Consider the following 26,559-nt stretch of genomic DNA (forward strand, 5'->3'; position numbering starts at 1 on the left):
ATTGTTTTATCAATAAGGTCTACTACGTATTTCGATGCGAATGCTTGATCATAAGGAGGGGAAGATGCTGATGAGGAAGCGGACTTTGATATCCACGGCGATTGCAATGATTGTGGCCGCCGGTTGCGGAGGGGGCCATGATGACAACGGCGCGCCTGCGGGAACGAATGCTCACGCATGGATGAACACGGCTTTACCTCCGGACCAACGAACGGCGCTGTTGTTGGCTGCAATGACACCAGCCCAGAAAGTCGCTCAGCTCAGCGGGTCGGCGGGCGTGGTACCTGAAATTCCATCGTGTTACGGCGGGCGGCACATCCTGGGAATACCGGAGTTGCAGATCCCGACCCTGCGGGTGACGAATGGGCCGGTGGGTGTTGGACAAAACGATTGCGTGCCTCCGGATTCGGTGACGAATCCAACGGCAGCGCTGACGAGCACCGCGTCGGCGAAGGCCACGGCGTTACCGTCTGGCATGGCCGTAGCCGCATCGTTCGACACCGCGGTAGCCGCGCAATTCGGCGACGTGATTGGCCGTGAGTCCAGGAATCTTGCGCTACACGTGCTGGAAGGACCCGGGATGAACCTCGCCCGCAATCCGACGCTCGGACGAAATTTCGAGTACTTCGGCGAGGATCCGGTCCTGAGCGGAACGATGGGCATCGCGGAGATAAACGCGATTCAATCCCACGGCGTCATTGCAATGGCGAAGCATCTCGTTGCGAACGAGCAAGAGACCAATCGCATGACGATCAACGAGAATATAGACGACAAGACGCTACATGAACTGTACCTGCTGCCGTTCGAGATGGCGGTCAAGGACGGCGGTGTTGCCTCGGTCATGTGCTCGTACAACTCGGTGAACGGCTTCCAAATGTGCGAGAACAAGCACATTCTCACTGACGTACTGCGGGGACAGTGGGGATTCACGGGCTACGTTCAGTCCGACTTCTTTGCCAACCACAGCACGGTGAATTCGATGCTCGCGGGCCTCGACAACGAAATGCCCGGCATCGAAGTGGGGCCCTTGGTGAAGTACTGGTCGGCGGACAGGATAAACGCCGCCCTTGCGGCCAGCCAGATCAAACAATCCGACGTCGATACAGCGCTTGGCCGCCGCTACAAACAGATGTTCAAGCTGGGCATCTTCGACCGGCCTGTTGCGCAGACCGCCATCGACCAGGCCGCTGACGGCGCCATCGCTCGCGCAATCGGCGAACAGTCGGCGGTATTGTTGAAGAATGAAAACAACGTGCTGCCCTTGAACGCGAAGGCGGTCCACACTGTCGCGCTCATCGGGCAATCCGCATATGCGAACAAGGCGGTGTCGGGTTGTTGTGGCGGAAGTTCGGACGTCATTCCCCTGTACACCGTCACGCCGCTCCAAGGCGTGCAAAACGCTCTCAAGCAACTCGGTTCGAGTGCGACAGCGAGTCTCACCGTTGTCGCGGACGACAACAGCAATCTTCAGGATGCTGTCGCCGCAGCCAAACAGGCAGATGTGGTGATTCTGCTGGCCGGTACGATTGCGGAGGAAGGTGCCGACCGGCCGAGCATCGAGTTGTCGAACAATCAGGACGCGATCGTTACTGCGGTTGCTGCAGCTAATCCGCACACCGTGGTCGTCATGAAAGACAACGCGTCCGTGCTGATGCCCTGGATCGACCAGGTACCGGCGGTACTGGAAACGTGGTTCCCGGGGCAGGAAGACGGGAACATCGTTGCGAATCTCTTGTTCGGCATCGCGAATCCGTCCGGCAAGCTACCCGTCACCTTCCCGAAGAGCGCCGGAGATTGGCCTGCAAACACGCCTGCCCAATTTCCGGGTGTGAATGTCAACGGTGTGCCCACCGTTACATACTCCGAAGGCCTGCAGATCGGCTATCGCTGGTATGACGCTCGTAACGTCAAGCCGCTGTTCGCGTTTGGTCACGGGCTGTCGTACACGACGTTCAAGCTCTCCAGCTTGCAGGTGACCCCGCAAGCATCCGACGGAAAGAAGCCCATCACCGTGCAGGTGGATGTCGAAAACACCGGCAAGGTGGCGGGTGCGGAAGTTCCGCAGGTCTATCTTGCGTTGCCCGCGGGACTTGGGCAGCCGCCGAAACGCCTGGTCGGTTTCCAGAAAGTCCAGCTCGCTCCGGGAGAAAAGAAGACGGTGCAAATCACCATCGACCCAACCTCTTCGAGCCATCCGTTTGGCACGTGGGATACCGCGACGCAGCAATGGACAAATGCGACGGGCCAATTCCAGGTACTGGTCGGAAATGGCTCGGATAGCCTGTCCTTGAGTTCGACGCTGTCCGTTTCCAACTGACGTGCTGCGTACCATCAATCGACCTGGTTATCGATCGTGGTTGATGGTACGCGACCATCGAAGACGAAACAGGATTCCTGGGTCAGCTCGGGAAAGGTCAGAAGAAAGACGGCTCCATTCCCAAGCAGTCCGGAGAGCCGGTGATGGTTATGTCAGTGCAAGACACGCGTAGTCGTTTACCCGAGGCGCCAGTCAACCACCGCTACGCTGGCATCACAACGAAAGGAAGGATCAGTAGAATGTTTAAGGACTGAACACGCGACCAGAAAGTTGGAAAATAAGCGAAAATAGAAAGACATCCAGCGGCTCAGGGAGATAGGGCATTGTCAAGATCGCTTGTTGTCGGAGCGCAGCTGCGTAGAGGTAATTTCGAGCGGCGAGTCAACTTATGACGCCGATTGTCTTTGAGGGGCGTTTTGGGTGGCTTCATGGTGGCCAAGGCAAACACGGCGTTGTGCTGTGCAAGCCCTTCGGTCATGAGGAGTCTTGGGTGCACAAGGCCATGCGTTATCTGGCCGACGAGCTTTCCCGGCAGGGTCTTCCGGTCTTGCGCTTTGACTATCTCGGGACGGGCGATTCAGTAGGCATTGGTCACGAAGGCGATCGGCTGGATGACTTCGTCGCGGATATCACTGAAGCTGTCGAATGTCTGCGGAAAGAAGCGGGCGTAACGAAGATTACGTTGTGCGGCTTGCGTCTAGGTGGGACCTTGGCAGCGCTTGCATCGCATCATGCCTCGGTGGAATCGCTTGCGTTGCTTGCACCCGTTGTGAACGGACGCCACTACCTGCGCGAGCTGACGGCCTTGCGCAAAAGCTGGCTCGAGACGCTTCCCCTTCCCATGCGAACGATGCAGATCGATTCGCCGTTCAACGTACTCGGGCAAAAGTATAGTGCAGCGTTCCGCAGCCAAATGAGCGGGTTCGATCTCGGCATGGCCATGAGACGTCAGCCCGCAATACCAAAACGCGTGTTCGTGGCCGATATACAGCCCGGAGCCAGCCAGCCGCTATACGCCGCACTACGCGATCGGGGCGTCGAGGTACAAACGAATGCATTCGACGACTACTTCGACTTCATGCAGGACACTTCATCGTCGGTCTTGCCGGAGAAGACGCTCAAGCAGACTGCGCAATGGATAGCGGAGAGCGTGATCGATAGCTCCCCCGGCGACCTCAATTCGGTTCGGACGAGAAAGGCCGCGCGGCTGAGTATGGGCGACAATGCGATCATCGAGACGCCGGAAGCGATCGAGCGCCCGGTGGTCTTCGGCGCGGCCGGCCTGTTCGGTATCCTATGCGAGCCGCGCGACAGGCTCGTGGGTGGTCCGGCTGTCGTCATCACCAATACGGCAGGCAACGCGCATCATGGCGACAGCCGTCTGTCGGTGAGGATCGCGCGGGAAATGGCGCGACGCGGTATTGCATCGATGCGCATCGACGCTCGCGGGATCGGCGATAGTCCGCCGCTGCCGCTGGATCATGCGCCTAACACGATCACACCGATCCATGCGGAGACGATAATCGAAGACGTTGCGACTGCCGCTGCATGGCTCAAGCGCAAGGGCTACGACTCGATCGTCACGTTTGGCATCTGTTCGGGCGCGTATAGCGCCTTGCGTGCGTCGCTCGTCGAGCCTGCGATCGAAGCCGTCATCGCCATCAACCTTCAGCGCTTCTACATATCCGAGAAGATGAGTTTGCAGGAACTCAGGAACCAGATGTGCAACACGATGGCGCGGCTCGGACCGGCCATCCTGAAGCCAACGAAATGGTGGCTGGTCCTGAGTGGGAAACGGGGGTTCAGGCCAATCGCCAAGGCCTTCGCATCGAATGCCACAGCGCGCCTGCAATCTCAAATGTTCGGTGTGACCCGCCGGGATGCCTTGGGCGCAGATGAAAAGCCACTCACGCACCCGCACGGTGTCGTTCAGAGGCTCGAACGCAAGGGTGTCGACACGCTTCTCCTGTACGGCGTGGGTGACGACGGCCTCGATCAACTCAATGCTTATTTTGGCCGGTACGGACAGAAACTGTCGCGCCTGACGAAAGTGCGGACCACGGTTTGCGAGGACATCGATCACTCGCTCTACGATCCGCGCGCATTGGCCAAGGTCGTGGCGCTATCCGAAAGTTTCCTCAGGAATCTTCATCCCAAGAGTTCGCCGGTCATGGACACAGTTTCGCCTCTGGGTATTTCACGGCAGTTGTGAACCGGACGGCGGGATGCCAGCCATAAACGCATACCGCCTGCCCTGAGCGAAGGAGTTTCCGCTTTTCGTTTGTGACCGTTGAAAATTGCAGGGCGCTTGGCCGACTCATCGAGTCGGCCCTCCTCATCCGCATCTTTACGCCCGACACGATCGCTACGGCATCGAGTCAGATTGCCACTCCTGATCTTCGAGCGATCGGGTAGCGGCTACGGCCTCTTCCACCAGCGCGGCATTCTGCCGTGTGACTTCGTCCATGTACGTGATCGCCTGATCGACCTGCTCGATGCCGCGGCTTTGTTCGCTGGATGTCGCCGCGATCTCAACCATGATGTCTATCAAGCATCAGGAACGCACGAACCGTAATAGAAGACGTGCGTGGAAGGGAACAGGGGTTAACCGCGACTGCGCAACACAGGATTGCGCCGAAACGCCCACGGCCACTCGCGGGAGTGTGCACTTTCCCAAAATCTGCGAAAGAGATTCCTCGTCCTGCTCTTTGTTCAAGGGAACGGGGAATCTACACTCCGGCAAAACTACACGAGCAAGCGTTGGAGACGCACCCTCACGAAAATCATGCCTTCCGATATGCGCCCACCTTTAGCGACTGTTCATCCGGAGATCGCTCATTGCAGCCAGGAAGTAGTCGATGTCAATCGTCACGTGAGGCTCGGAGCGATTGCGCCGCCAATTCGGTGAGTTGAGCGATAACGGTTGAATGTCTTGGGAGAACGTCGCTAGTGCATCAAGGAAGCATGCTTTATGCGCTGGCGAATTACAAACTAAATGTAAATACGTAGTATAACTATGCAAATGGAGATGGAAATGAAGAGGCTCGTGCTTGGACTGGTCCTGACGTCCGCAACGGCATATGTCAATGCGCAAAGCAGCGTGACGCTGTATGGAATTGTGGACAATGGCATTGTCTACGAGACGAATCTGCCGAAGGGACATGTCTTCGGCGCGCAGAGTGGAGGCTGGGCGCAATCGAGATTTGGTCTCAAAGGCGCTGAAGACCTCGGCGGGGGCACCCAGGCTATCTTCCAGCTTGAATCCCGTTTGAATACCCAGAACGGAAGCTTTGCGAACGGTAGCTTCTTCGAAGGACAGGCGACTGTCGGTTTTCACAACGATACATGGGGCCAGATTAAGTTCGGGAACATGGGTTCAGCCGAGATTAGCCAGTACTCGGGCGACGTAGACCCTCAGCAAACCAAGAAGTATGCGATTGGAACGCTGGTACGCGGCCGCATCTTCTCGCAGGCAGCGAACGGCGTGGAGTACCTGTCTCCGACGATTGCCGGTTTCACCCTGCAAGGCCAGTATGACTTGACGAACTCGCCGACGTGGAACGCCGGCAATCCTGGAAGCGCGCCTGGTCAACTCGGTACTTCCAGCGGACTCGGAAGTTCTCAGGGGCGCTCGGACGGCATCAAATTGTCCTATGCCAACCAGGGGCTTTTTTGGCAGGCGACGTACGACGAGGTTCGCGACGGCAATGGGCAGTTCAGCAATGTCTATCTTGCGTCACGTTCCATCCTGACCGGCCTGACCTATGCATTCGGCCCGGTGACGGCCTATGTTGGCTACCAACACTTGAGTGCACCTGACGCGTCCAATGCAGGCTATTTTGGCACGGCTGCCCCAACAGTGTTGCCGGCGGGAACGAGCCTCCCGACCACCGTCAATCATGAGTGGATCGGTGCGACGTGGCAGACGACTCCTGCACTCGCTATCACTGGGGCCGTATATCATGCCAACGCGAATAAGGGGAATGGAAACGCTACGCTTTACACATTGGGTGTGAACTATTCGCTTTCCAAGCGGACGCTCCTTTATACTGAACTGGGCTACATCCGAAACAGTTCAACGTCGAACCTCGGCCTCAACAGTGGCCTGTATGGTGCGAACGTCAACGACGACCCGGCGAACGGTAGCGCGTCGAGCAGCAACCCCGACTACGGCAAGAGCCAGTTCGGCGTCATCGCGGGCCTCGCGACGAGGTTCTAGAGGTCATCAGAAAATCCAGGAGAATGTATTCTCCTGGATTTTCCGTGCTGAGAGCCTTCGGCCACATATGCGTCACTGGCGTGCCGACGAGAGGCGTGTGTAAGGGCAACGCCTCGTAGCAGCAGGAAAAAAGATTCGAGAACTTGCGCTAAGGGCGGAATCGACTGGCTATGTAGTCCGGTATGTTTTCAGGCGTAACGACCACGACGGACGAAGAGGGCGATACGGCTGAAGCAGGCAAGAGCTTGTGATAGTGCATGATGTGCTGACACGCGGACCGCATGTCTTGACGGAGGTCATGATGCAAGATTGCTTGAATCCTTCCGTCGCGCAGCAGAGGCACGTTTTCCCTGTCCAGATCGTGCGCGATGAAGCAGACCGGGACTTGCCGTTGCAGGTCCAATGCGCGAAGAATTGCTTTATTCCCCCCGCCCATGCAGTAGACGGCGGCGACGCTGGTTCCGTCATTGAGTACATTTCTGACTCTCTCCTCCGTGGCCAAATCCAGACCACGTCCACCGCTCGCATCGATTAGCCGAAGCTGCGGATGACGTGTCCTTAAGGCACGACGAAAACTTATTTCGCGCTCCTCCTCGCCCCTGAAATGCTCATCGCTCATCGTAATCAGGACGTTAGCAGGCCCGGAACCAAGCCATTGCCCGAGGAGATAAGCGGCGGTGGCGCCAGCCGCCCGATTGTCGAGGCCCGCGTACGCAATGCGGGCCGACAGCGGAATGTCGGTGACGACCGTGACGACAGGGATGCCATGACGGTGTAACTCACCCACGGCGTCCGCAATCTCCGGAACGTCGCGCGCCTTCAGGAGGACGCCATGGCTTCCTCGGCGGGCGATTGACCGCAGCACCTCCACGACCTCGGAAGTCGTCATCGTCTCCTGCAGCAAGTAGCGCGGACGAACAACTGCGGGATGCAACATCGGGAGTTCGGCGTCGAGCGCACTCGCAATTTCATCACTAAAGCGCGAGGGAGCTTCCACGACCACATCAACGATGAGCTTCCGCCCAGTGGTGGCCAGGTTCAACTCCTGCCTCTCGAGTTCTTTAATCGCCTGCTCGACCCGCTTACGCGTGTGCTCCCGGACGTGCGCACGCCCGTTCAGCACTCTATCGACGGTCGCCACGCCCAGACCCGCCTGGAGCGCGATTTCCTTGATCAAAAAGCGGTGAGCCAATTCGACCCTCCTCCGTTGATGTGGTCTGATGCGTTTTTGAAGCGCCGTTGGGTGACTCCCAAGCTATCCTACATCGAAAAAGAGCGTGCGCGCATGGTTGCTCGCAGGAACGTGTGTTCGGGCCCAGATCGTCGGAATCCGTGATGGTGGCGGCCGATGCGCGAGCGTAAGACGCGAACGACCGTACGTGGCCGCCGATGCTGCTTCCCGGGCGAGACTATCTGTCCACCTGGGCATCTGATGGATTGTTGATGTGTTTTGGTTGTTTAAAGATAGACGCCTTGAACTATCATGATGTCGGCGTGCCACAAAAAATTCGACGATATCGCGTGCCCTGCATTGAGTTCAATGCGGGCAGAAAAGGGCGAGACGGTGCAAGGCTATGGACCAGTTCAAGGAGTTGCAACTGTTCGTCGAAGTCGCTGAGACGGGCAGTATCAGTCGAGCCGCGGAAGCCGTCGAGCTTTCAATTTCGGCGGCAAGTCGGTATCTGATTTCGTTGGAGACAAGGCTCGGGATTCAACTGGTACGCAGGACCACCCGCAATCTTTACCTGACAGAAGCCGGCGCCGAGTTTCACCGGCGTTGCAAATCCATCCTCGCAGACCTTGGTGAAGCCGAAGCAGTAATCAAGGAGGCGGTCGTACGTCCTAGCGGCGTGCTCCGCGTCACCGCTTCGTTATCGTTCTGCATGCTGCACATAGCGCCAATGCTTCCTGATTTCACGGCGCGTTATCCCGAGATCACCGTAGATGTGGTAGCCGCTAACCGCTACTACGACATCATTGAGAATGGCATCGACGTAGCGATAAGAACCAAGGTCCTTGAGCCGGATAGCAACATCACGATTAGAAGACTGGCGTCGACACGTCGCATACTGGCTGCATCGCCCGGCTATATCGAGGTCAACGGCCGTCCTCGCTTCCCGGCGGAGCTTGCGAAGCACAGGCTGCTCAACTATCAACTAGCCGACAATCCACGCGAGCTTGCTTTTACACGTGGTGGCGAGAACGTCGTTGTCAGGGTGAAGCCTTTGGTGGAGTCAAACGACGGCCAGATATTGCGCCTCGCCGCACTCGACAACATGGGCATTCTCGTGCAGCCCAAATACATTATCTACGACGACCTCAAGGCCGGCCGCCTCGTCCCGGTGCTCGACGACTGGGACCTTCCCCGGCTGACCATGAACATTGCATTTCAGACCCGCTCGCATCTTCCGGTGAAGGTGCGGTTGTTCATTGACGCGCTTGTGGAGCGGTTCCAGCAGAACGACTACGAACGGCATTGGACGGCGTGAGCCCCGTGCTCATCGCAATTGAGGCTTCTTCCCACTCAGCGCGAAAGACTTTCCCTTTCCAGCTCTGTTTTGCCAGCCAAGGCGAATATAGACTCGTCTCAAAGCTACAGAAAAGATTGATGGAGACACTCAATGCAAAGCCCATCCTCTGCAGTCCAGTCCGAGTTGCCGTACTTCGATGAAGCTCGCTCGGCAGATGTCGTCAATGCTCGTATGAGCGAAGATGCCGACGCTCGTCTGCGCCACGTCATGTCCGTTCTGGTTAGGCATCTTCATGCCGCGGTGAAGGAAATCGAACCGACGCACGAAGAGTGGTTCACCGCCATCCGCTTCCTGACCGAGACGGGTCAAATGTGTACGGACTGGCGGCAAGAGTACATCCTGCTCTCGGACATCCTCGGCGTCTCGATGCTGGTCGACGCAATCAACCATCGTCGTCCGAGCGGTGCTACGCCGAACACGATTCTGGGTCCGTTCTACATCGCGAACGCACCCGAGTATCCGAACGGCGCGAATATCTGCCTGGATGGAAAGGGCGAGCCCATGGTTGTCGAAGGTCGCGTAACCGATATCGAGGGAAACCCGATTCCGAACGCGAAGTTGGAAGTGTGGCAGACCAACGACGACGGCTTCTATGACGTGCAGCAAAAAGGCATTCAGCCTGATTCAAATCTTCGCGGCGTTTTTACGTCGGATTCTGAAGGCCGCTACTGGTTCAGGTCGGTCAAGCCGCGTCACTATCCGATTCCGTCGGACGGCCCGGTCGGAAAGCTCCTCGGCGCAATGGGGCGGCACCCGAACCGTGCCGCTCACTTGCACTTTATCGTGACTGCCCCAGGATTCGACCCGGTCATCACTCACATCTTCACGCCGGACTGCCCATATCTCCCCGAGGACGCAGTCTTCGGCGTCAAGCGTGAACTCATCGCCGAATTCAACAAGATTGACGACACAGAGGCAGCGAAGCGCGTCGGAGTCTCATCGCCGTTCTGGTCTGTGTCGTGGGACTTCACTCTCGCGACGTCCACCACCCCCACTCGGGCAACCCCGTAATCGTTTGGCACGCGGGAGCGCGTGTCGTCAAGAATTTGATGAAATCATGTAACACAGGAATCCTACATATGAGCGCGAAGAATACTGAACTGCTGGCTGCGTACTGGACCCTTGCCGGCGACGTTTATCCGTGTGCACCGACCGAGATCAGCCCGTTCCCGCTGCGTGAGCGCTGCGAAGCGGCGTCGCGTGCCGGCTGGAGCGGCATTGGACTCATTCTCGACGATCTCGAGTACAGCATCGAGAAGTATGGGCTCTCCGGCGTCAAGAAAGTTCTGGACGACACGGGCATGAAGTACTTCGAGCTCGAAATTCTCATGGACTGGTACCTCGACGGCGAGGCGCGCGCCAAATCGGATAGTTGCCGCCGCCGTTTCATCGAACTGGGCAGCGAGCTCGGCATGCGCAACCTGAAGATCGGCGCGAGCCCCTTCGACGAAAGTCCGGCCGACTTTCCGCGCATGACCGACGAATTCGCGAAGCTTTGCGAAGACGTGGCGACGGTTGGCGCGACGGTCGCAATCGAGTTCATGCCTTTTTCTCCCATCCGAAATGTCGCAGACGCGCTGAAGGTTGCTGAAGGCGCGAATCAGCCCAATGGCGGACTGATGGTGGACCATTGGCACGTCGCGCGCGCCAGCACGCCGTATAGCGAAGTCGCCCGCATCCCGGCGCGCTTCATCAAGGGAGTAGAGCTGGATGACGTGGGCGCGCGGGTCAAGGGGACGCTGTTCGAGGATTCGACCTTTAATCGCCAGCTTTGCGGCGAAGGTGCAGGCGACTGTCCGGCCTTTATTGATGCCTTGAAACGAGCGGGCTGCACGCTTCCTTACTACGGCGTGGAACTCATCTCGGAGGTGCACCGGAAGCTTCCGCTCGAAGAGATGGCAAAGCGTGCTTACGACACCACCATCGCGCAGTTCTCGGCAAAACCCGCCACTGCCGCCTGATGCTTCTGACCTTGAACCATAAAGTATTTCTGGAGACTCACATGATTCGAATCGCCGTACTCGGTGCTGGCCGCATCGGTCGTATTCACGCCGGCAACGTCGCCGCGAGCCCGAATGCACAACTGGTCGTCGTGGCAGACCCCGTTGAAAGTGCAGCCAACGCGCTGGCTAGCCGCCTCGGCTGCGAAGCATCGACGGACCCCGCAGGCGTCCTCGAGCGCAATGACATCGACGCAGTGGTCATCGGTACGCCGACGGACACGCACATTACGTTCATGCTCGAGGCCGTCAAGCGCGGCAAGGCTGTTCTGTGCGAGAAGCCCATCGACCTGGACATGGACAAGTCGCTCGCCGCGGCAAACGAAGTCGAGCGCCTGGGCGGTCGCGTCATGCTCGCGTTCAATCGACGTTTCGATCCGACGTCGCAGGCCTTTCGCAGGGCGATCGACGCGGGCGACGTTGGCGAGGTGCGTCAGGTCATCATTTCGAGCCGCGACCCGGGCATGCCTCCCCGCGATTATGTCGAGCACTCGGGTGGCATTTTCCGCGACATGGTCATCCATGACCTGGACATGGCTCGCTGGCTGCTCGGCGAAGAGCCGGTTGAGGTAATGGCCATGGCGAGCCGCCTCGTTGACGAGTCGCTCGAGGAACTGACCGACTTCGATACGGTGATGGTTCAGTTGCGCACCGCTTCGGGAAAGCAATGCCACATCAACTGCTGCCGCGAAGCCGTGTACGGCTACGACCAGCGCATGGAAGTGTCGGGTTCGAAGGGCATGCTCCTGCAGGAGAACCTCCGTCCGTCGACGATTCGCCGCTGGTCGAAGGACGCCACGGACGCGCGGGAGCCGCTCCTCAACTTCTTTCTCGAGCGCTACGTGGAAGCGTACAAGGCTGAGCTCGAAGCCTTCGTCGAAGCACTGAACACGAATTCGCCGCTGCCGACATCCGTTCAGGACGGGCTGAAAGCGTTGCGGCTGGCGGATGCTGCACTCGAATCCGCGCTGGCGGGCAAAGCAGTCAAAGTGTAACTGGGAATCCGGAGGAGATAAGTCATGACGCGAAAGATTGCTCCCAACGAAACGCTCGGCGTGGCATGTCTTGGCATCACTCACCCGCATACCTCCGGGCGAGTCAAGGCAATCCAGCGTCGTACGGACGCGAAGATGCTCGGTGCGTGGGATACGAGCCCGCTGCTCACTCCCTTCGTCGACGCGCTCGGTCTCGAGGCGCGCTCGAAGGAAGACATCCTGGCAGACGAGAACGTGCATGTCGTGCTCGTCCACTCCAAGAGCGAGAAGATGGCCGCCCTGACCATTGAGGCGCTCGAAGCCGGCAAGGCCGTGCTATGCGAAAAACCGGCCGGCCGCAGTTCGGCGGATGCGAAGCGCATCGTCGAGGCTGTGGAACGTACCGGCGGCCTCGTGCAGGTCGGCTACTGCTGGCGCTTCGCTCCTTCGGTCGACGCCATGCAAGCGGCGCTCAAGAGTGGCCGTCTCGGGAAAGTCGTGCAGGTGCGCGCCCACGGCGGTTGCTCGCACGATGAGGCGGGTACGCCTCACATGACTCAGCCAGGCGACATCGGCGGCGCAGTGTTCGTTATCGGTTGCCACCTCATCGACCGCATTCTTCTGCACTTCGGCTTGCCGCGCTCTGTGAACGCCCGCATCACGAAGTTCCCGAACTTCCACGGCGACGAATCGCGTGAGGACGCGGCAGGTGCGGTGCTGAACTACAAAGACAAGATCGTCACCGTCGACTTCATGTCCTGGGACGTTCTGCCGTGGACGGAGAGCTGGGACATCACCGCGTACGGGACGGAAGGCATCATGTCTTCCCGCTCGTTGCCCGCGAGCTACAAGATTTATGACGCGGGCAAAGGCGACCATCCGGAGGGCTGGACCGAGTGGCAGGAGACCAGCTTCCCGGAAATCTGGGCGACGAAAAAGACGGAGTATTCGCCCGATATCGCTGAAATCGGCAACCCGGTGTACTTCGACCGCGAGTCGAACGCGTTCTTCGACGCGTTGCGCAACGGAACGCCGTCGGTCGTGCCCGCCACGCAGGCGTACAACATCAGCCGCGTCATCGAGGCCATGTTCGCTTCTTCCAAAGAGGCTGGTGCAGAAGTCTTTATCGGTTAAGCGCTTTAACGGCTGGCACCCTCGGGCGTCAGTCGACGATTCCACGGGTTATAAACCGGAAGCGTAAATACGCATTCCTAATCAGGAGACGATGTGATGAAGATTTTGAAGACTGTCGCGGCTATTATGGCCGCCTCGGCAGCTTTCTCGGCAACGTCGGGTGCTGCTTTCGCCCAGGATAAGGGTGTCGTTGGCATTTCGCTGCCCGACAAGACCGAATCTCGCTGGATTACCGACGGGAAAAGCATGGTCGACGCGCTGAAGGCGAAAGGCTACTCGGCCGACTTGCAGTACGCGAACTACGACGTTCCGACGCAGGTGAATCAGGTCGAGAACATGCTCGCGAAGGGCGTCAAGGCACTGGTCATCGCGCCTATCGACGGCAAGACCTTTTCTGACGCTCTGGCGCTCGCCCAGAAGAAAGGCATCAAGGTCATCTCGTACGACCGCCTGATCAGCCAGACCAAGGACGTCGACTACTACGCGACCTTCGACAACTACGGCGTCGGCGTCCTGCAAGCGCAGAGCATTGTCAGCGCCTGGCAGAAAGCGGGCAGCAAGACCCCGTTCAACATCGAAGTGTTCGGCGGTTCCTCTGACGATAACAACGCCCACATGGTCTACGCGGGCGGCATGTCGATTCTGAAACCGTACATCGACAGCGGCAAGTTCGTGATTCGCAGCAAACAGATGGCCTTCGAAAAAGTCGCGACACGCAACTGGGATGGCGCGACCGCTCAGGCCCGGATGGACAACTTGCTGAGCGCATTTTATGGCAAGGACCACCTCGATGCGGTCTGGGCACCGAATGACGCGCTGGCGATCGGCATTATCTCGTCTCTCAAGGGCGTGGGATACGGTTCGGGTCAGCAAGCTATGCCCATCATCACGGGACAGGACGCCGATATTCAGAACGTCAAAAGCATCGTTCGAGGGGAACAGACATCCACCGTGTTCAAGGACACGCGCAAACTCGCTGGCGTGACCGCCGACATGGTCGATAACGCGTTGACGGGCAAGCAGGTGACCATCAACGACACGAAGAGCTACAACAACGGCGCGAAGATCGTTCCCACCTACCTCGTGAAGCCGGTCCTGGTGGACAAGGCTAACTATCAGTCGGAGCTGGTCTCCAGCGGCTACTACACGCAGGCGCAAATCAAGTAAGGCAACTGCACATCAGCGCGGCGGGGATCTCAGCAAAACCCCGCCTCACGCGGGCACGCGCCGAGCGTGACCAACCAGAGGAATTTGACCATGGATACCATTCTGGAGATGCGCGGGATTCAGAAAAGCTTTGGCCCTGTCAAAGCGCTGAATAACGTGAACATGAGGGTGCGCCAGGGCGAGATTCACGCCATTTGTGGAGAGAATGGCGCGGGAAAATCGACCCTGATGAAGATCCTCAGTGGCGTCTACCCGCACGGCTCCTATTCCGGCGACGTCCTTTACGACGGTCAGGAACGCAAATTCGCCGATATTTCCGACAGCGAGGCCGTCGGAATCATCATCATCCACCAGGAGCTTGCCCTCGTTCCTATGCTCTCGATTACCGAGAACATCTTTCTCGGTAACGAACAGTCCAGGCGCGGCGTCATCGATTGGCAGGTGTCGCACGCGAAAGCCCGGGAACTGTTGACGAAGGTAGGCCTCACGGACTCTCCGGACGCACCGGTCGGCACGCTCGGGATTGGCAAACAGCAACTTGTTGAAATTGCGAAGGCACTGTCGAAAGAGGTTCGTTTGCTCATTCTCGACGAGCCTACGGCAAGCTTGAATGAGAAGGACAGTGACACGCTTCTCACGCTGCTGCTCGAGTTGAAATCGCGTGGTGTCACGTCAATCATCATCTCGCACAAGCTGAACGAAATCTCGCGCGTTGCGGACAGTATCACCGTCATTCGCGATGGCTCGACGGTCGACACACTCGATTGCCGTGCGGAAAGTGTCAGTGAAGACCGCATCATCAAGGCGATGGTTGGTCGGGAGATGTCCGACCGGTATCCGCCGCGTACGCCGAACATCGGCGAGGTGATCTTTGAAGTCAAGGATTGGCGTGTCCAGCATCCCACGCAGCGGGACCGTGCTGTTATCAAGGGGGTAAATCTGAAGGCGCGCAAGGGCGAAATCGTCGGTATCGCAGGGCTGATGGGCTCCGGGCGCACGGAACTCGCGATGAGCGTCTTCGGCGGCACATACGGTCAGGGCATCTCCGGCCACGTGCTGATGCACGGAAAGCAGGTTGACGTCTCATCGGTACAGAAGGCCATCAAGGCGGGCATCGCGTATGTGACCGAAGACCGGAAAGGAAACGGTCTGCTCCTGGACGACAACATCAAGCGAAACATCACGCTGGCGAACCTGTCCGGAGTCTCCAGGTTAGGCGTTGTCGACGAGCACGAAGAGATAACGGTCGCGACGGATTTTCTCAAGAAGCTTCGAATCCGCGCGCAAGGCGTCACCCACGTCGTTGGCAACCTGTCGGGCGGCAACCAGCAGAAGGTCGTGCTGAGCAAGTGGCTGTTCTCCGAACCCGAGGTGCTGATTCTCGACGAGCCCACACGAGGCATCGATGTGGGGGCGAAGTACGAGATCTACAACATCATCAATCAGGCGGTTGCGGCAGGTAAGTGTGTGGTCATGATTTCCTCGGAAATGCCCGAACTTCTTGGCATGTGCGACCGTGTTTATGTCATGAACGAAGGCCGGTTTGTCGGCGAATTCACCGCAGAAGAAGTCTCGCAGGAAAAAATCATGCGAGCGATTATGCGAAATGGAGGCATCGAAAATGCGTAAGGCACTCTCTCCGGTGGCCGCCGAAGGCACCGAGGTCAAGAAAAGCGAAGTTTTCGGAACGCTCAAGCGTATTGGCAGCGAATATGGCCTGCTCCTTTCGCTCGTCATCATCATGGTGTTCTTCCAGGTCTCGACGAATGGCGTGCTGATGCAGCCGCTCAACCTGACCAACCTGGTGCTTCAGAACAGCTATATCGTCATCATGGCGCTCGGCATGCTCATGGTGATCGTGTCAGGCCATATCGACCTCTCGGTCGGCTCGACAGCCGGTTTGGTGGGCGCGTTGGCAGCGGTGCTGATGGTGCAGTATGACGTCAACTACATCTGGGCGACCATCATCTGTATCGCGGCGGGCGCGCTGATTGGCGCCGTGCAAGGCTACTGGATTGCATTCTGGCGGATGCCGTCGTTCATCGTGACGCTGGCCGGCATGCTGGTTTTCCGCGGTATGACGAACCTCGTGCTCCAGGGCCAATCCATCGGCCCGTTCCCCGATGCTTTCGGCGCTGTGAGTTCGGGCTTCATCCCTGACCTCTTTCACGGGCAAGCGCTCCACATCACCTCGATATTGCTCGGCGTTTTCGTCGGCGCCCTGTTCTTCGTAATCGAACTGCGTCATCGCGCAGGTGCTGCGAAGCACGGAGTCGAGAGCGGTTCGTTCGCCATGTTCGTAACGAAGAACGTCGTTCTCACCGCGCTGATTGTGTTCTTCTGTTACCTGCTTGCATCGTATCGTGGCCTGCCTACGGTCCTCGTCATCATGGGTGTGCTGATTGGCGTCTATACGTTCATCATGAATCGCACGACAATCGGTCGTCGAATCTATGCGGTTGGCGGCAACGCAAAGGCGGCGAGATTGTCGGGTGTCAGCGTGCCGGCCGTGAGTTTCCTGACCTTCGTGAACATGGGCGTTCTTGCGGCGCTGGCAGGTCTGATTTTCGCCGCGCGCCTGAATAGCGGAACACCGAAGGCCGGCACCGGATTCGAGCTCGACGTCATCGCAGCGTGTTTCATTGGCGGTGCCTCCGCATCCGGTGGTGTCGGAAAGGTTGTCGGCGCGGTCGTGGGCGCCTTCATCATGGGCGTGATGAACAACGGCATGTCCATCATGGGTATCGGCGTGGACTATCAGCAGGTCATCAAAGGCATCGTTCTGCTCGCAGCCGTGTTCGTCGACGTCTACAACAAGAATAAGGCGTAACGGCTCCTTTACGGCAGACCAGATTTAGAACTCAGCGGGGCAAGACGAGTGGCGAGGCCCCGCTGACATGCATACTTGAGTCATGGATTGCATCTCGAACATTTGGCCTGTTCATAAGCATCACTAATGGAAATAAATATGGTCAAGCATATCGTTATGTGGAACGTTCGCGGTGAGACTTCCGAGCAAAAGAAGGAATCCGCGATGCTCGTAAAGACCGCGTTCGAGAGCCTGAGCGGGAAGATTCCCGGGCTTACCAAGCTGGAGGTCGGGCTGGATGTAAGCGCCGTGGACTATGCCTGTGACGTCGTCTTGTACACGGAATTCGAAAACCAGGAATTGCTCGACGCGTATGCATCGCATCCTGAGCATCTGCGAGTGAAGCAAATCGTGGGTGACGTTCGCATCGCTCGCCACCAGGTCGACTACATCTAAGCGAGCTATATCGTTCGACGATACAGGAAGCAAATCTCATGTATGAGTTCACCTACACCACGCCGGCGGCGAGAGTCGTGTTCGGCGCTGGGAGCATGAAGCTGATTCAACAGGAAGTCGAGACCTTGGGGGCACGTCGTGCGTTAGTTCTCTGTACGCCCGAGCAGAAGGCGCAAGCCGAGGTGGTTTCGTCTCTTCTCGGTCCTTCGAGCGCTGGAGTCTTCGACGGCGCCCAAATGCATGTTCCCATAGAGAACGCCCGCCGCGCCCGCGAGCACGCCAAGTCTGTCGACGCGGACTGTGCGGTGGCAATCGGCGGCGGTTCCACGATCGGACTCGGCAAGGCGATTGCGCTCGAATCGTCACTGCCGATCATCGCAATACCGACGACCTACGCTGGGTCGGAGATGACGCCAATCTACGGGATAACCGAAAACGGTCTTAAGAAAACGGGTCGCGATACCAAGGTCATCCCGAAGACTGTTCTTTACGACCCGGAGCTGACGCTCGGGCTTCCGGTTCGTCTCTCCATTGTCAGCGGTCTTAACGCCATCGCGCATGCCGCGGAGGGGCTGTATGCGAAGGACGGGAATCCCATCATGTCGCTGATGGCAGAGGAAGGCATTCGCTCTCTTGCCAATGGCCTGCGTGGAGTGAAGAAGAACGGCAAGGATAAAGCGGCGCGCAGCGAGTGTCTCTACGGTGCGTGGCTGTGCGGAATGGTGCTCGGCAATGTCGGCATGGCCCTTCATCACAAGCTTTGTCATACCTTGGGCGGAACGTTCAATCTTCCTCACGCCGAGACGCATGCAATCGTTCTTCCTCATGCCCTCGCTTATAACAGTACCGTCGCGGGCGAGGCAATGGATCGAATTGCCAGGGCGCTGAACGTAGAGTCTGCGCCTGATGGCCTCTACCAGCTCAACCAGGAACTTGGGGTAGCTCGAGGCCTTCGCGAGATCGGGTTAGGCGAAGCCGACCTGGACCACGCGTGCGAGGTTGCTTTGTCAAACCCATACTGGAACCCGCGACAGATAGAGAAAGATCCGCTTAGAGCACTGCTGCAGCGTGCCTGGGAGGGTGCCCGTCCCGCCGTTTAGATTTGGACAAATTTGAGGCAGCGGACCGTTCACTCGCGATACGCAGCGAACCTCGACGTCTTCCCGGTGCCTGGGTTGAAGCAATTGCACGGATCGAGCTTCCTGTAGAACGCGGCGAGTTGCGGTTTCGCCTCGTACAGATGCCCCACGTTGTGCTCGGCGGGATACTCCGCGCCGCGATCGTCGAGCAGTTCCAGCATCTCGTGCTTCAGCGCCATGCAGTCCTTGCCCTTCACGACGATGTAGTCCTGGTGAAAGACGTGACACAGGAAGTGCCCGTAGTAAAGCTTCAGTACGATCTCCTGCTCGATGTTCCGCGGCAAGCTCTCGAACCAGTCGCGGTCGTTGCGTCGTAGCGCGATATCGAGCGCGACGATGTCTTCCACATCGCGATGATGCACCGCGCGATAGCGCACGGCCGCGCTCGCCGCCGCGAAGCGGTGCAGGAATGCCTTGCGGCCTTCCTCATCGGTGCATTCGAAATACGCGCCTTCGGATTGCGCGAATCGTTGCGACAGAAACGCGCGCGCTTCGTCGATGTCCGCCGCTGGCACCTTCAGCATCAGGTGATGCGCATACTCCTCGCGATAGGCCATCAGACGCGCGGGCAGATGTTCCGGCAGACGCTCGCTGATCCATTGCAGCACGCGATCGGTCAGATGCTTCGGCATGAAGCCGAGGCGCTCGAACCACGCATCGCAGCGCGTCTTCAGATTGAAGAACAGCGGCAGGCGGTGCGTGCCGAACCTGTCGATGATGACGAACAGGTCCTTCCCATACTTTCGCGCGACGTCGAACGCATCGCGATGCAGATATTCACCCGCGATCGGCAGATGCGCGAAATTCGCGAGCGCGCGGCGTCGAATGTCGGTCAGCACGCTCGTATCGTTCGTGCCGATGTAGAACACCTTCGCGCCCTTTTCCGCCGCGAACGTGCACGCCCGACGCATCGACGGCGGCGAACAGCGCCATCTCCGTATAGGCCGGTCCGCGATGCACGAGCGAGCCGCCCGAATTGTTGCTGATGCCGCCGAGCACCGACGCGCCGATACACGAGGATCCGATCACCGAATGCGGCTCGCGTCCGAGCGGCTTCAGCGTGCGTTCGAGCTGATCGAGCGTCGTGCCGCCGATGCAGACCACCTGACGGCCGCGCTCGATCAGATGAACACGCCTGATGCGCGTCGTGCTGATGATCACGACGTCGCGGCCGTAGTCATCGCCATCGGGCGTCGAGCCGCCAGTCAGTCCGGTATTCGACGCCTGCGTGATGACGATCGTGCGCGCAGCGACGCAGGCGGCGAGCGTGCGCCATTGCTCGAGCAGTGTGCCGGGACGCACGACCGCCAGCACGCGGCCCGTGCCGAAGCGATAGCCCCTGCGGTAGCGGCGCGTCCGGGCGTCGCCGGTCAGCACGTTGCGCGCGCCGACGATATCGCCGAGCGACGCGAGCAACGGTCCATTTGCGTTGCCGTGCGAGAGGGCGGGCTGGGCTGTATCGGACATGGCGACCTCAGACGCGGCTCGGCTCCGAAGACGCCGCCGCCGATGACGAGATCGCACGTTGCGTCAGCGTCAGCACCGCGCCGAGGAGCAGCGCCGCCGCGACGACGACCAGACCCGCGTTCGTGCTGTGCGTCACGTCCTTCATCCAGCCGATGATCGACGGACTGACGAACCCGGCGAGATTGCCGATTGAGTTGATCATCGCGATTCCGGCAGCGGCGGCGGTGCCGGTCAGTACGCTGCTCGGATAGGTCCAGAAGACCGGCATCATCGACAGCACGCCGGCCGTGCCGAGCGACAGCGTGAGCATGGCGAGCGCGAGATTGCCCGCATGGAGCGTGCTCGCGTAGAAGCCCGCTGCCGCGGCGGCGCGTCCGCTCGCGCCTGCCTTCGACGCGCATGCATCATTCAGCCATCGACCGGATTCGTCGGCGTTTCGAGATTGAGTTGATAGAACGCCGCGTCCAGCCAACGTCCGAACTTGAATCCGGCTTCCTTGATGGTTCCAGCTTGAACGAACCCCAGCCGGGTGTGCAGTCCGATGCTCGCTCCATTCGCCGCGTCGACGCATCCGACAAGAACGTGCACCTGCGCTTCGCGCGCGCGCCGGATCACTTCGCGCAACAGGCGCTCGCCGAGTCCACGGCCACGATGTTCGCGATGCACGTAGACGCTGTGTTCCACCGAATATTTATACGCAGGAAATGCGCGAAACGTGCCCCAGCTTGCGAAGCCGAGCAGCGTTCCTTTGGCGTCCACCGCTCCCACGACCGGAAAGCCGCCTGCGCGCTTGGCTGCGAACCATGTCGACATCGCCTGTGGAGGACGTGGCGCGTAGTCGTACAAGGCAGTCGAATTGACGATGGCTTCGTTCAGGATTTCGAGTATGGCCGAAGCATGCTCGGCTTCGTTGCAGTCGATCAGGCGCACGTCATCGCGTGGTTCGGGTGAGTTCATTGGTGATCCCATGTAAATCGAAATAGCTTCATCGAGCGATGTCCGGATGCATGCGAAGCGTTCTATGCACCCGGGACGTTACAGAGAGCGAGGATGTAGCGCGCGGCGCTGGACGTGGGGTTGCTGAAGATCAGCGGCTGATTCAGCCGCATGGCCAGACAATCGCCTTGCTGAAGCGCATGAAGCTCGGTTCCGAGGACGATGTCGATGCGCCCGCTCATCACCCAGACCTGCTGATGCACGGTGGATTCGCGCCCACCCGTCTCATAGGCCACGCGCGCGCCTGGCGGAAAGTTCACTTCCACCAGCTGGATTGGAGAAGGCCAGCCCGGCGGAGAGAGATTCCGGCGCGTATAACCCGACTCCGGATCGCGCCATTTCAATTGCTGTGCGCGCCGGACGAGCGGTTCCGAAGGCGTGCCTTCCTGTTCGCCGCCGAAGAGGCTGGCGAGCGATACGTCGAGCCCGGCCGCGAGTTTCTCCAGAACGACCGCCGTCGGACTCGCGGCGCCGCGTTCGATCATCGAAATCATTGACCGGCTCACGCCGCAACGGGTCGCCAGTGCGTCGAGCGTGTAGCCGCGCGTCGCCCGCAACTCGCGCACGCGGTCGGCGATGCGCCGGTTGATTCCGGAGTCGGCGACTTCCTCTGATGATTTGGCTTCTTCCAGCATAATGGAACCATTTTCCAGTAAACAAGAAATTCTTGTCAACGACAGATCGCGCCTTTTCGTCCCGGCTGGCGCGGCTGGCTCGCAATGAAGGTGACTTTTTCACCGCCGCGAGCGCCTCGGATTCATGCCGAATCAGGTAATAAACATGGCCAAACAGTAATTGGACTCGCAATAATGTCGATCCTATAGTTTTTCTGCCGACACACATGGCACACGCGTCCCAGAGAAACTTTCGGAGATTGAAGAGATGAATGCAGGATTGAACGAGATGTTGGCGAAAGCCTTTGCAGAAGCCACCGAGCTCTATCAGCAACGCGGCTTTCAGCGGCGCGTCGGGTTTGGCAGGAAGCCGGCGCTGGTCAACGTCGATCTCGCGAACGCATGGACCCGGCCCGGCAATCCCTTCACGTGCGAGCACATCGACGACCGGATCATTCCCGGCGTGCAGCGCCTGCTCGCCGCATGTCGCGAGAACGGTCATCCGGTCATTCACGTGACCACGTGCTATCAGGTCACCGACCGCAACAACCCGTATACGGACATGGGCCTCTGGCACAACAAGATTCCCGTCGATGTCGTTGCGCAATCGGATGAAAACCTCTGGGCGATCGATTCGCGCATCGCGCCGATCGAGGGCGAGCAGGTGCTCATCAAGAAGCGCGCGAGCTCGTTCCATGGAACGTACCTCGCGGGCTATCTGCGCGCGGCGGGCGTCGACACGATTCTCGTGACCGGAGTCACGGCTTCGGCCTGCGTGCGCACGACGCTGTGCGACGGACTCGCCGAAGGCTTCCGCACGATCGCGGTGCGCGAGTGCATTGGCGATCGCGTGCCGGGCGCGGTCGAATGGAACCTCTTCGATATCGATGCAAAGTTCGCGGACGTCGAATCGGTCGATCGCTGCGTCGACTATCTGCAATCGGTGAAGGGCTGAGCGCCGCGCGGGCCGCCCGGCGACACGGGTTCGCACGGGAAATGGCTAGACCGTGCGAGCGCCTCTGGCTTCCACAGGGTTTCGGTTCGACGCTTGACATCACCCATCTTTGGAGAGAATGCGATGAGCGAAAGTGCACTACCGGGCGCAGTGCTGACCGACGAGGCCGCGCCGCATTCCCTGGCGACGGTGAACGCCACCTATCGCCGGATCACGTGGCGTCTGATTCCGTTTCTCTTCGTGTGCTACGTGGCGGCATATCTGGACCGCATCAACATCGGCTTCGCGCAGATTCAGATGCGCAACGATCTCGGTTTCAGCGACGCCGTGTATGGGCTCGGCGCGGGCATCTTCTTCGCGGGGTATTTCCTCTTCGAAGTGCCGAGCAATCTCGTCCTCGAGCGCATCGGCGCACGCAAGACCCTGATCCGGATCATGCTGCTCTGGGGCCTGACGTCGGCCGGCATGATGTTCGTGAAGTCGCCCACCACGTTCTATATCATGCGTTTCATGCTCGGTGTCTTCGAGGCGGGCTTCTTTCCGGGCATGATCTTCTACCTCACCTACTGGTATCCGGCCGAGCGTCGCGGCCGCGTGATGGCGCTCTTCCTCACCGCGGTGGCGATGGCCGGCGTGCTGGGCGGCCCGGTGTCGGGATGGGCGCTGAATCGTCTCGACGGCCTGCACGGCCTGCAAGGCTGGCAGTGGCTCTTCCTTGTGGAAGGACTGCCGTCGTGTCTCCTCGGGATCGCCGCGTACTTCCATCTCGACGATAATCCCCGCGAGGCGCGCTGGCTGAGCGACGCAGAAAAGACCATCGTGCGGCATCAGCTCGACAAGGAGCGTGATGCCGGGTCGCCCTTCGACAGGCATGGCTTTGGCGGTGCACTGAAGAGCGGGCGCATCTATGCCCTGGCGTTCGTCTGGTTCACGTTCATCTGCGGCGTGTACGCGATCAGCTTCTGGCTGCCCGCCTTGATCCGCGGCGCGGGCGTCACCGATGCGTACTCGATCGGCATGCTGTCCGCCATTCCCTACGGCGTCGCGGTGCTCACGATGGTGCTCGTGAGCCGTCACTCGGACCGCACGCGCGAGCGCCGCTGGCACACGGCGGCCTGCGCGCTGATCGGTGCTGCGGCGCTGTCGGCCATCGCCGGCACGGGCTCCGATCTGACGCTCGCGCTCGCATGCATCAGCGTGGCGACAGCCTGCATCTTCACCTTGCAGCCGCTCTTCTGGGCGATCGCCACCGACTTTCTCGCGGGCACGCGCGCGGCAGCGGGCACGATCGCGTTCATCAACAGCCTCGGCCTGCTCGGCGGCTTTGCGAGCCCGAGCATGCTGGGCTTCGTCAAGACGGTGACGGGGAGCCTGAACAACGGGCTGTATGTCGTCTCGGCGCTGCTCGTGACCGGCGCGTTGATCACGCTGCGCCGGGCCGGACGACCGGTAAGATAGAGCACACGCCCGGAGCGCGATGAAGCTGCGTCCGGCCCGTCCGACGCCAAAGAAGTTTACGACGCGACATGCGCATCGACGTTCATCACATCCGAGCCTTTCTGGCGGTCGCGGACGCGCTGCAATTCAGCGTCGCGGCCGAGCGATTGCACATGACGCAGCCGGCGTTGAGCCGCATCATCAAGGCGCTCGAGGAATCGGTGGGCGCAGCGCTGCTCGCGCGCACGACACGGCGCGTCGAACTGACGAATGCGGGCCGTGTGTTCGCGGAGCATTGCCAGCTCGCGCTCACGCATATCGAGCAGGCGATCACGCTCGCGCAGCGCGCGGAGGCGGGCAACATCGGGCATTTGCGCATCGCCTACATGGACTTCGCGATCAACGGGACCTTGCCGGCCATCATCGAGGCTTTCGGCAAGAAGTTTCCGTCGATCAACATCGATCTCGTGCACATGCCGAGCACGGTGCAGAAGGAAGCGATGCTCGATGCGACCATCGACGTGGGCTTCATGATCGGGCCGTTCGCGGCGCCGGGCGTCGAGACGCGCATCTTCGGCCGTGAGCCGATGGTCGCGCTGCTGCCCGCTGCACACCCGCTCACGGAGAAAAAGACGCTGCGCCTCGCCGATCTCGCCGACGAGCGCTTCGTGCTCGGCACGCCGCATTCGTGGGAAGCGTTTCGCCATCACTTCTTCTCGATCTGCCATCGCGTGGGGTTTTCGCCGTCGATCGCGCAGGAGGCGTCGACGAGCGACGGCATCATCGGGCTGGTCGCGGCGAACACCGGCGTGAGCATCTATCCCGAATGCATCCGGAATATCCAGCGCAGCGGCTTGTGCGTGCGCCCGCTCGCGGACAAAGGCACCGAGATCGAAATGGTCGTGTGCTGGCGCGCGGATACGCGCAATCCGTCGGTCGAGACCTTCGTCGGCGAGCTGAAGACCGCGGCGTTCCAGCGGAGCGGGCGGCGGCAGGCGTAGTGAGGCGCGGGGAGCGGGAGACTGCGGCGAGAGACCGATGCTACCTACCGCGCCACAGCGGACCGCAACGCCGCCTGCCGCCGCACGATCCAGTTGAACAGCGGCGTCGCCATCAGCGTGCTCAGCACGGCCATCAGCACCAGGATCGAGAACAACCCGGGCAGGATCACCCCGGCCGCGAGACCGATGTTGATGATGATCAGCTCCATCAACCCGCGCGCGTTCATCAGCGCGCCGATCGCCATGGCATCGCCGGACGGCTCGCCGTTCAGGCGCGCCGCCGCCCAGCACGCGATGCCCTTGCCGCCGAACGACGCGAGCAGGATGACGATGGCGGCGACCATGATGCTCGGGTCCGTCAGCACGTCGAGCCGCGTATTCAGCCCCGAATAAGTGAAGAACATCGGCAGGAGGAACACGACGACGAACGGCTGCAGCATGTCGCGCAGCTTCTCGGTCAGCGGGCCGCGCGGCAGCGCGACGCCGAGCAGGAAGCCGCCGAACACCGCATGGATGCCGATGGCGTCCATCGCGAAGGCGCAAAGAGAGAACAGCACCAGGACGGTCGCGAGCACGCTGGCGGGCAGCGGCATGTCCGGATTCAGACCGGCCGCGAGCCTGCGCAACAGCTTGTTGCCAGCGAGGATCATGAACAGCGCGAAGGCCGCGCCGCCGCCGATGGCGGCGTACGCGCCCATCCACGAGCCGCCGAAGCTCGCAAGCACGATCGCGAGGATGCACCATGCGGCCGCGTCGTCGAATGCGCCGGCGGTCAGCGCGAGCGTGCCGAGCGCGGTGCCGGCCAGCCCGCGCTCGTGGATGATGCGCGCGAGCATCGGAAATGCGGTGATCGCGATCGCCGCGCCGAGAAAGAGCGACGCCTCGTAGAGCCGCACTTTCTCGGCGAACAGCCCGGGAATCGTGTGCAGCCAGGGCGCAAGCGCAAACGCGAGCGCGAAGGGCGCGACGATGCCGGCGAGCGACACGCTCATCGCGCTCTTCGCCCGCGCGCGAAAGTGGTCGGCGCGAAATTCGGTGCCGACGAGGAACATGTAGAGCCCGACGCCGAGCTGCGCGGCGACGTAGAGCATGCCCATCGTGGCCTTGGGAAACAGCGCCTGCTGCCACTGCGGCAGCAGCAGCCCGAACAGCGATGGCCCGAGCAGGACGCCGGCGATCATCTCGCCGACCACTTGAGGCTGGCCGGCGCGTTGCGCGAGTCGGCCGACCAGCTGGCTCGCCAGCACGATCACGGCGGCCTGTATGAAGAAGTAGACGGACAACTGGGCGGTCGGCATTGTCGGCGGAACGAAAAAAAAAAGAACGACCGCAGTCTGATGTCG

Annotated in this window: 21 protein-coding genes and 2 pseudogenes; 16 read left to right on the plus strand and 7 right to left on the minus strand. The window is 60.0% G+C overall.

Annotated elements, in window-relative coordinates:
* Positions 1 to 64: 64 nt before the first annotated feature.
* Together AWB83_RS13570 and AWB83_RS13575 are read left to right on the plus strand one after the other, a co-directional pair.
* Positions 65 to 2,317 (plus strand): beta-glucosidase, encoded by a 2,253-nt coding sequence (locus tag AWB83_RS13570; RefSeq protein ID WP_208636751.1) that lies wholly within the window; start codon positions 65 to 67, stop codon positions 2,315 to 2,317.
* 388 nt (positions 2,318 to 2,705) lie between these two features.
* On the plus strand, positions 2,706 to 4,529 hold the full coding sequence (locus AWB83_RS13575) for an alpha/beta fold hydrolase (protein WP_087046065.1): 1,824 nt from the start codon (positions 2,706 to 2,708) through the stop codon (positions 4,527 to 4,529).
* A 153-nt stretch (positions 4,530 to 4,682) separates the two neighbouring features.
* Here the strand turns inward: AWB83_RS13575 and AWB83_RS13580 are convergent.
* Positions 4,683 to 4,862: pseudogene (locus AWB83_RS13580) on the minus strand (methyl-accepting chemotaxis protein); the annotation flags it as partial.
* Positions 4,863 to 5,351: 489 nt separating this feature from the next.
* Between AWB83_RS13580 and AWB83_RS13585 the strand changes: the two are divergent.
* Positions 5,352 to 6,536 carry a porin gene (locus AWB83_RS13585; protein ID WP_087046197.1) on the plus strand — a complete coding sequence of 395 codons (1,185 nt, stop codon included), beginning with the start codon at positions 5,352 to 5,354 and terminating at the stop codon, positions 6,534 to 6,536.
* Between the two features lie 148 nt (positions 6,537 to 6,684).
* On the opposite strand, the gene AWB83_RS13590 is transcribed toward AWB83_RS13585, so the two are convergent.
* Positions 6,685 to 7,728, minus strand: coding sequence for a LacI family DNA-binding transcriptional regulator (locus AWB83_RS13590; protein ID WP_087046067.1), 1,044 nt, complete (start codon positions 7,726 to 7,728; stop codon positions 6,685 to 6,687).
* 382 nt (positions 7,729 to 8,110) lie between these two features.
* On the opposite strand from AWB83_RS13590, the gene AWB83_RS13595 reads away from it, so the two are divergent.
* The 10 genes from AWB83_RS13595 (at position 8,111) to AWB83_RS13640 (ending at position 18,707) form a co-directional block, all read left to right on the plus strand.
* Entirely contained in the window at positions 8,111 to 9,025 is a 915-nt protein-coding gene (locus tag AWB83_RS13595; protein ID WP_087046069.1) for a LysR family transcriptional regulator, read from the plus strand.
* A 132-nt stretch (positions 9,026 to 9,157) separates the two neighbouring features.
* A complete protein-coding gene (locus tag AWB83_RS13600) occupies positions 9,158 to 10,078 on the plus strand; it encodes an intradiol ring-cleavage dioxygenase (protein WP_087046071.1) in 921 nt (306 codons plus the stop codon).
* Positions 10,079 to 10,146: 68 nt separating this feature from the next.
* Entirely contained in the window at positions 10,147 to 11,028 is an 882-nt protein-coding gene (locus AWB83_RS13605; RefSeq protein WP_087046073.1) for a sugar phosphate isomerase/epimerase family protein, read from the plus strand.
* Positions 11,029 to 11,069: 41 nt separating this feature from the next.
* Complete coding sequence (iolG, locus tag AWB83_RS13610; protein ID WP_087046198.1) at positions 11,070 to 12,062, plus strand: inositol 2-dehydrogenase; 993 nt, start codon at positions 11,070 to 11,072, stop codon at positions 12,060 to 12,062.
* Positions 12,063 to 12,086: 24 nt separating this feature from the next.
* Positions 12,087 to 13,175, plus strand: coding sequence for a Gfo/Idh/MocA family protein (locus tag AWB83_RS13615; RefSeq protein WP_087046075.1), 1,089 nt, complete (start codon positions 12,087 to 12,089; stop codon positions 13,173 to 13,175).
* 96 nt (positions 13,176 to 13,271) lie between these two features.
* Positions 13,272 to 14,342 (plus strand): multiple monosaccharide ABC transporter substrate-binding protein, encoded by a 1,071-nt coding sequence (chvE, locus tag AWB83_RS13620; protein ID WP_087046077.1) that lies wholly within the window; start codon positions 13,272 to 13,274, stop codon positions 14,340 to 14,342.
* Between the two features lie 90 nt (positions 14,343 to 14,432).
* Positions 14,433 to 15,971 (plus strand): multiple monosaccharide ABC transporter ATP-binding protein, encoded by a 1,539-nt coding sequence (gene mmsA / locus AWB83_RS13625; RefSeq protein ID WP_087046079.1) that lies wholly within the window; start codon positions 14,433 to 14,435, stop codon positions 15,969 to 15,971.
* Positions 15,964 to 17,172: a multiple monosaccharide ABC transporter permease gene (gene mmsB, locus AWB83_RS13630; RefSeq protein ID WP_087046081.1), complete on the plus strand. Its 1,209-nt coding sequence runs from the start codon at positions 15,964 to 15,966 to the stop codon at positions 17,170 to 17,172. The genes mmsA and mmsB overlap by 8 nt, the downstream gene beginning before the upstream one ends.
* 138 nt (positions 17,173 to 17,310) lie before the next feature.
* Positions 17,311 to 17,607: a Dabb family protein gene (locus tag AWB83_RS13635; protein ID WP_087046199.1), complete on the plus strand. Its 297-nt coding sequence runs from the start codon at positions 17,311 to 17,313 to the stop codon at positions 17,605 to 17,607.
* Positions 17,608 to 17,645: 38 nt separating this feature from the next.
* Positions 17,646 to 18,707, plus strand: a complete 1,062-nt coding sequence (locus AWB83_RS13640) for a maleylacetate reductase (protein ID WP_087046083.1) — start codon at positions 17,646 to 17,648, stop codon at positions 18,705 to 18,707.
* Between the two features lie 29 nt (positions 18,708 to 18,736).
* Here AWB83_RS13640 and dld read toward each other — a convergent pair.
* The 4 genes and pseudogenes from dld to AWB83_RS13660 all read right to left on the minus strand — a co-directional run bounded on the left by dld (position 18,737) and on the right by AWB83_RS13660 (position 21,844).
* Positions 18,737 to 20,213, minus strand: a pseudogene (gene dld, locus AWB83_RS13645) (D-lactate dehydrogenase).
* Positions 20,214 to 20,220: 7 nt separating this feature from the next.
* A complete protein-coding gene (locus AWB83_RS13650) occupies positions 20,221 to 20,523 on the minus strand; it encodes a hypothetical protein (RefSeq protein WP_374729112.1) in 303 nt (100 codons plus the stop codon).
* A gap of 98 nt (positions 20,524 to 20,621) precedes the next feature.
* Positions 20,622 to 21,170, minus strand: coding sequence for a GNAT family N-acetyltransferase (locus AWB83_RS13655; RefSeq protein WP_087046086.1), 549 nt, complete (start codon positions 21,168 to 21,170; stop codon positions 20,622 to 20,624).
* Positions 21,171 to 21,232: 62 nt separating this feature from the next.
* The gene (locus tag AWB83_RS13660; RefSeq protein ID WP_087046088.1) at positions 21,233 to 21,844 is read right to left on the minus strand and encodes a helix-turn-helix domain-containing protein; all 612 of its coding nucleotides are present in this window, start codon (positions 21,842 to 21,844) and stop codon (positions 21,233 to 21,235) included.
* A gap of 247 nt (positions 21,845 to 22,091) precedes the next feature.
* Here AWB83_RS13660 and AWB83_RS13665 point away from each other — a divergent pair, with 247 nt between their 5' ends.
* The 3 genes from AWB83_RS13665 to AWB83_RS13675 all read left to right on the plus strand — a co-directional run bounded on the left by AWB83_RS13665 (position 22,092) and on the right by AWB83_RS13675 (position 25,216).
* Complete coding sequence (locus AWB83_RS13665) at positions 22,092 to 22,778, plus strand: isochorismatase family protein (RefSeq protein ID WP_087046089.1); 687 nt, start codon at positions 22,092 to 22,094, stop codon at positions 22,776 to 22,778.
* A gap of 123 nt (positions 22,779 to 22,901) precedes the next feature.
* The gene (locus tag AWB83_RS13670) at positions 22,902 to 24,236 is read left to right on the plus strand and encodes an MFS transporter (RefSeq protein ID WP_087046090.1); all 1,335 of its coding nucleotides are present in this window, start codon (positions 22,902 to 22,904) and stop codon (positions 24,234 to 24,236) included.
* Positions 24,237 to 24,304: 68 nt separating this feature from the next.
* Entirely contained in the window at positions 24,305 to 25,216 is a 912-nt protein-coding gene (locus AWB83_RS13675; RefSeq protein ID WP_087046091.1) for a LysR family transcriptional regulator, read from the plus strand.
* Between the two features lie 44 nt (positions 25,217 to 25,260).
* Here the strand turns inward: AWB83_RS13675 and AWB83_RS13680 are convergent, their stop codons facing one another.
* On the minus strand, positions 25,261 to 26,514 hold the full coding sequence (locus AWB83_RS13680) for a cation:proton antiporter (protein ID WP_087046092.1): 1,254 nt from the start codon (positions 26,512 to 26,514) through the stop codon (positions 25,261 to 25,263).
* Positions 26,515 to 26,559: the final 45 nt, after the last annotated feature.

Origin of the sequence: Caballeronia ptereochthonis, assembly GCF_001545075.1 — a bacterium.
Taxonomy (GTDB): Bacteria; Pseudomonadota; Gammaproteobacteria; order Burkholderiales; family Burkholderiaceae; genus Caballeronia; species Caballeronia ptereochthonis.